Origin of the sequence: Microcystis sp. LE18-22.4A (assembly GCF_027531105.1) — a bacterium.
In the GTDB taxonomy this organism is placed as follows: domain Bacteria; phylum Cyanobacteriota; class Cyanobacteriia; order Cyanobacteriales; family Microcystaceae; genus Microcystis; species Microcystis aeruginosa.
The window spans coordinates 1-6,428 of the sequence record NZ_JAPZRB010000486.1; the positions used below are offsets into that span (position 1 = coordinate 1).

Genomic DNA, 6,428 nt, shown 5'->3' on the forward strand with positions numbered 1-6,428 from the left:
AAATCCTTATCTGGCAAGAGACTTAATTGATTAGTTCGCTCTAGAGCAAAAACAATTGACAAAAATCGCTAAATGCCTTTCTATATAAGGGTTCCATCCCTTATAACCCCCGTCCATTGCATAACACAAACCGAAGAGCCAATTACTCTTGATGAAATTACCATATCTATCGGACTAAACCCCTATGGCATAGCAGTGTTTCGCGGATCGCAATTGGTTCACAAAACTAGCTATGAATATAACCTGGTTTATATTCCCTTTGGTTCGGAAGTGACGGCCTGCTTTATGAACGTTGCTCCTGGTGCTGGGTATTATGGTTTTGGGGAAAAGGCGGGCATAAACCTCAACAATAATTTCCATACCACGACTTTTTTTAACTATGACAATTTTCAATACGGTGGTTCCAATACGAGTGACGATCAGGGTAATTATCCAGTTATTCCCAGTAACAGCCAACCTGGTCCATTGAATATACAAGAACCACTCTATAACTCCATGCCAGTTTTAATCGAGTGGAATCCTGCTCCATCAGGTGATTTTGCTGGTTCTTCCTATGCCAATCTCATTTTCTTAGATAATCCCTGTCAAACTTACTTCAACATTCAGACTAATGACTACTCTCAATACATGACCGGGAAATATTACTTTGGTTCACTCTATAACGAGATGGACTACTACTTTATAACCGGAAGCGACATCGCCTCAGTGTTAAATCAATTTAATGTTTTGACTGGGCCCAGTCCTATGCCTCCGATGTATGCTCTGGGATATCATCAGGGAGGATATGGATACTACAACAAGGAGCGCCTTCTGAATGTAGCTAAGTCCTATCGAGACAATAATATTCCCATTGATGGTTTACATATTGACGTTGATTTTCAAAACAACTACCGTACCTTTACCAGTAGTCAAGAGAAATTTGGCAATGTCAATGATTTATTTAATCAGTTACACTGCATGGGATTTAAGTGTAGCACCAACATCACGGGCATTATGACCATTGTTCCTTGGGATGAAAGTGCTAAGACCAATGATCCTAACCCTGCTTATCCAGCCGTTCCCTACGTTGTTACCGCTCTTGACGAAAACGGCAATGTTTTTCAGCGCGATGTGATTCAAGATGGCAGAGCCAAAAAGGTATTTATTTGGGATGAGTATGTAGATGGACCAGGACAACCCCGGCCATTTCTCACCAACGAGAATTATGGTTGTAATGAAGGATTCAATCCCTACTTTTCTCCAGGACACGTTACTGATGTTGCTAATTGTGGAGGCTCTAAGATTCCCTTGGGAACCTATGGCTACTACGCTGATTTGCTCAGATCCGAAGTGAAGACTTGGTGGAGTGGTAACTATTATGGACTCCTAGACAGTGGACTAGATATGATTTGGCAAGATATGACTTGTCCTGCCGTAGTGACAAGCTCCGATGCGGTAGTTCATTACAAGACTTTACCTGGGGATCTCCTGATGAGTAATCTTAATGGCAAGGTTAATCCTGATGGCAGTTTAGTCTCCCCAGTCCCTAATGCAAAAATCCATAATGCGTATTCTCTCAACATGATCCAAGCCACCTATGAAGGCTTGACCCGCATTAAAAATCACTTACCTGATGGTCACTACAATAAAAACAAACGAAACTTCATTATTGCCCGTGGGGGGTATATGGGAGTACATCGCTATGCTGCAAGTTGGACAGGAGATTCGGCCTCATCGTGGGAGTTTTTATCTATTAACATTCCTCAAGTTCTTAATTGGGGGATGAGTGGCCAACCTTTCAGTGGATGCGATATTGGTGGATTTGCTAACGGTAATACACCATCCAGACAGGTTAATAATCCGTTTAGCACCGATCCCAATAACCCTCCTTACATTATTGGTGGTCAACCTGCTCCTAACCTCCTAACTCGTTGGATGACTATGGGGGCGTTTTTACCCTGGTATCGTAACCATTACAACGGTTATACCAAGGCTTATCAAGAACCCTACAATTACTCTCAATATCCCCACGACAACAGTACATATAATACTGATGTTATGCCAGCTTGCAAAAAGTACATTGAAATTCGTTATAAACTGCTCCAGTTGTTTTACGATGCTATGTACGAATGCACCCAAAACAATCTTCCCGTTTGTCGGGCAATGTTTTTGAACGATCCTCAGGATCCAACTCTCTATCCCTTAACCGGTGTTAATGAGGTACTGCTGACTCCATACAATTCCAATCAGCAATACGAATATGACACGAATAATTCCTATCGAGTTGCCGATCAATTCTTTGTGGGACATGACCTACTGGTAGCCCCTGTTGTGCTGGAACGTTGGGAATCTAGCTCTTACAGTCCTGGTAAGACAAATTACTATCCTTCTCGCCCTGTTTATTTGCCAGAGGGATTTGATTGGTATGACTTTAATGGAAGCTTCACACCGCCAGTAACTGATGATTTGGGTCCGACCACACTACATGGAACACTCAATCGGGCGACCCAGGGCGGTCAACTTATCACTTGGAATACTTCCCAACTAGATCTGGTTCCTGCTTATATTCGAGAAGGGTCTATTATTCCTGTGCGGCAATTAGAGCAATATGTAGGAGAATTGAAGCAAAATTACCTGACCTATAATATCTATCCAGGCAAAGATAGTAGCTATCTTTGTTATCAGGACGACCATATTAGTATGGATGCTGAGGTTAAACAAGCTTATCGAACAACCTTGATTACCCATCAACAACAAAATGATATTTCTGTACAGGAAATTTCTCTGGTTCGGCAGGTCGATAACTATCTTCCGCCAGAAGAGTTCTACTATATTGCCTTGTTAGGACAAACTAAAGCACCAGATTCAGTTAATTCTAACAAGACAAGTCTAAGTGCTGTATCAAATTTGGGAGAATTAGCTAACTCGCCGACCAATTGTTATCACTATAGTAGTGATCGACAAACAATCTTTATCAAAATCTTCGATAAAGATGCAAAGATGATGATTTTAGTATCGGGGCTGCAACCTTTGACTTAGTCCCATAGGTATCTCCAGAAAATTAATATTTTGCTTTGTTCCTATCAGAGTTTGATCTTTAATCTTCGGAGATGACAATAATTACTACCAACTTGGAGGATTAGTATGCAACGAATTCTTAGAATCTTTCTTGCTTATATATTTAGCTTGAGTTTGCTATTTTATAGCTTACCAGCCCGAGCCGAATTACCGACAAACATAGAGAAGGATAATACTTTATCCTCTTTGATCGTCCCTAAAATTCCCGTTGATATTCCCATCGGACTTGAAGCGGAACAGGAATTGCTCGTTAAAAATTTTCCTGCGTTACAGAGGCTTTTTGATTTATTCTCTTGGCAAGCTTTTATTGCTCTCAATTGGCCTCTTGATGCTCAAAAGAATCCTCTCCCTAAATTAACCGATCTTGGCACTCCTCGTTGGTTAACGTTTCACGAAAGTCTGCAAGTATTCCGTCCTGATGGTAGTGCGCCTGTAGAAACTACTCCGATTATGTGTAAAAATAACAAGGAAAATCGGCGGGAACTTTATGTTACCAGTTCCGTATTTTCCAACAAGGTGGACAAAGATATTGCTGATGAAGTCAATCAAGCTTTTACCTCTCCTCTCTACGATCAAAATGGACAAGAAGTTCGCTACGAAATCTTTCTTAATGATCAAGAATTTCAGTACATCGTAGAGAACAAGCTTTACAACTTGGATGGTCAAATTGCTTTTTCTCAAAATCATCAGCCAGTCAATTTCCCTTCTGGCGATTTCGCCACAGATAAGAGTGGAGTTATGGAAGTTAAATTGGCTTGGAAAGAATTAGACCCTAAACGAGATATCCCCAGTCGCTTTTATACCCAAACCTTGTTGTTACCTGATCTTGATAAGAATGGGGAACCCATTTTAGATGGCAACGGCAAGTTTAAAAATTGTCAGAAGCAGCTAATGGGTTTAGTGGGAATGCACATTTCGACAAAAACTAAGTCTTCTCCTCAGTGGATTTGGGCAACGTTTGAACACGTCGATAATCTAAACGCAAATGATTTGGAGAAGGTGGATGGGAAATCTTTATACGCCTTGTTCCACGATTTCAGCCCTGCCGGGCAAACTTTACCCGTGAATGTTCCACCAATCCCCCGCAATCCCAACACGGGCAAACCCGATCCCAACGGTGTTCTGAAAACTCAGGTGTCCCGTCCGATTCCTATTCCCAAAGCAAAGCAAGCATTAAACCAATCAATGCAGCTACTTTTGGCAACTGAGGAATCCCCATTACAGTATTATCAACTCATCGATACTCAGTGGCCAACTGCGCCCTATCCTAATAATTCTGGTTATGCGGCCATTGCTGGAGGACCTTCTCCGGACAATCTCCCTGATGCTATTACCCGTAAGTCCACAGGGTCTCCTGCGCCAGTTTATTTAACCAATAGCATTATGGAAACTTATCTTCAAACTGGCAATCAAGAGGCTCATTTTCAAGAAAACGGTTTTCCCTTTAATGGCACTCCGGTATTTGGGACAGAAAGCTGTATGGCTTGCCACTTTTCGGCGGGAATTGCTACCGGATATGTAGAGAAAGTAATTAATTCAGCGACGGTGCAGAAAGTTCCCATTTTTGGAGGAGATTTAAGTGCTGACTTTAGCTGGCTGCCTCAACTAAAGGCAAATTGGGCTAAGTGAGAATGTCTCTTAGCAATTTTCGATGATGGCTTTCTCGATTAATCTCAATAGAGCGATCAATCGAGAAAACCCATCCACTGTAGTTATTTCTGAACTTCCCCCATACATATATACCATAATAGCTAAAAACCCTTATCCATCAATGGATGCACCCCCTTAACTTTCCTTAATGTACCCATGTAATTTGTAACATTTCTTAATGGACAAGAATTCTCTCTATTTGCTAAAATGATAGCCATGTATATAGAAAAAGTTCCTAACCGTAATTCCCCCCCCGCTGTTCTTCGACCAGATTCCTACCGAGAAGGAGATCAAGTCAAAAAAAGAACCCTGGCCAATCTCTCAAAATTACCCGATGATATTATTGACAATCTGAAACTGGCTCTTAAAGGAGCAACACTGTCAATGACTGAAGGCATTCCCAATCATTTTGAAGTGATTAGAAGTCTTCCTCATGGTCATGTAATGGCTATTTTAGAGACGATTAAAAAATTAGGTTTAGATAAAATAATCAGTGAAAAATCCTCTCGAATCAGAAACTTAGTGGTGGCGATGATTGTGGCAAGAATCATCAATCCTAAATCAAAACTAGCCACAGCGAGAGGGTTTAATAGTGAGACTTGCAGCCAGAGTTTAGGACAATTGTTAGACTTAGAGAAAGCCGATGAAGACGAATTATATAACGCCTTAGATTGGTTATTAGAAAAACAAGAGAAAATTGAGAAGCACCTAGCACTTAAACACTTAGAATCAGGAACATTAGTCTTGTATGATGTCACTTCTACCTACCTAGAAGGAAATGGTTGTGAACTGGGAAAATATGGTGATAACCGAGATAAAAAGAAGGGGAAAACTCAGATAGTTTTTGGTCTGCTCTGTTCAGCCAAGGGTTGTCCGATAGCGGTAGAAGTATTTGAAGGAAACACCTCAGACGGTGCTACTTTAAGCGGACAAATTGAGAAAGTCAGAAAGGGTTGGGGGATTGAGAATGTGGTCTGGGTAAGTGATAGAGGAATTTTCACTAACTCGAAAATCAAGGAATTAGTAAAACCCATAGAAGGATTAGACTATATTACTGGTTTAACTAAGCCTCAAATTCGGAAACTGGCTGAGGTAGAAGTGATTCAATTAGGATTATTTGATCAGGTAAACTTGGTGGAATTTGAGAGTGAAGATTATCCCGATGAAAGATTAATTGCTTGTCGTAATCCCTTCATTGCCCAGAAAAATCAACTACAAAGAGAGGCATTATTAGAAGCGGTAGAGAAGGAACTAGATTTGATTGTTCAGGCGACTCAAAGGGAGAAAAGAGCTTTAAAGGGTCAAGATAAGATAGCTTTGAGAGTGGGCAAGATTCTTAATCAGTTTAAAGTCAATAAATACTATAACCTAGAGATAACAGAGGAAGGCTTTTCCTATCAGCGTAAGCTGGAATTAATCGCTCAAGAAACGGCCTTGGATGGTGTGTATGTGTTAAGAACTTCTCTGGAGTCAACCTTGATGGATGCAGCGACGACGGTTAAAGCTTATAAAAGTTTATCTCAAGTGGAGGAGGCATTTCGCTGTTATAAGTCAATTGATTTAAAGGTACGTCCTATCTATCATTATAAGGGTGATAGAGTTAAAGCCCATATCTTTTTATGTATGTTGGCTTATTATGTGGAATGGCATTTAAAACAGTCCTTGGCTCCTTTGTTATTTGAGGATGAAGAAATTGATGATGGTTCTCTGAATGTGATTAA

The 6,428-nt window shown here is 40.7% G+C and carries 3 protein-coding genes; all 3 read left to right on the plus strand.

Features of this window, described 5'->3' with window-relative positions; translation table 11 throughout:
• Positions 1–753: 753 nt before the first annotated feature.
• Positions 754–3,018, plus strand: a complete 2,265-nt coding sequence (locus O9295_RS21300) for a glycoside hydrolase family 31 protein (protein WP_353851883.1) — start codon at positions 754–756, stop codon at positions 3,016–3,018.
• A gap of 105 nt (positions 3,019–3,123) precedes the next feature.
• Positions 3,124–4,686: a hypothetical protein gene (locus O9295_RS21305; RefSeq protein WP_288035159.1), complete on the plus strand. Its 1,563-nt coding sequence runs from the start codon at positions 3,124–3,126 to the stop codon at positions 4,684–4,686.
• A 237-nt stretch (positions 4,687–4,923) separates the two neighbouring features.
• The coding region (locus tag O9295_RS21310; protein ID WP_288035161.1) for an IS1634 family transposase at positions 4,924–6,428 on the plus strand (1,505 nt) is incomplete at its 3' end.

Coding starts and splice junctions, on each gene's coding strand:
- O9295_RS21305 (WP_288035159.1), top strand. CDS start 3,124: ATGCAACGAATTCTTAGAATCTTTCTTGCTTATATATTTAGCTTGAGT.
- O9295_RS21300 (WP_353851883.1), top strand. CDS start 754: ATGTATGCTCTGGGATATCATCAGGGAGGATATGGATACTACAACAAG.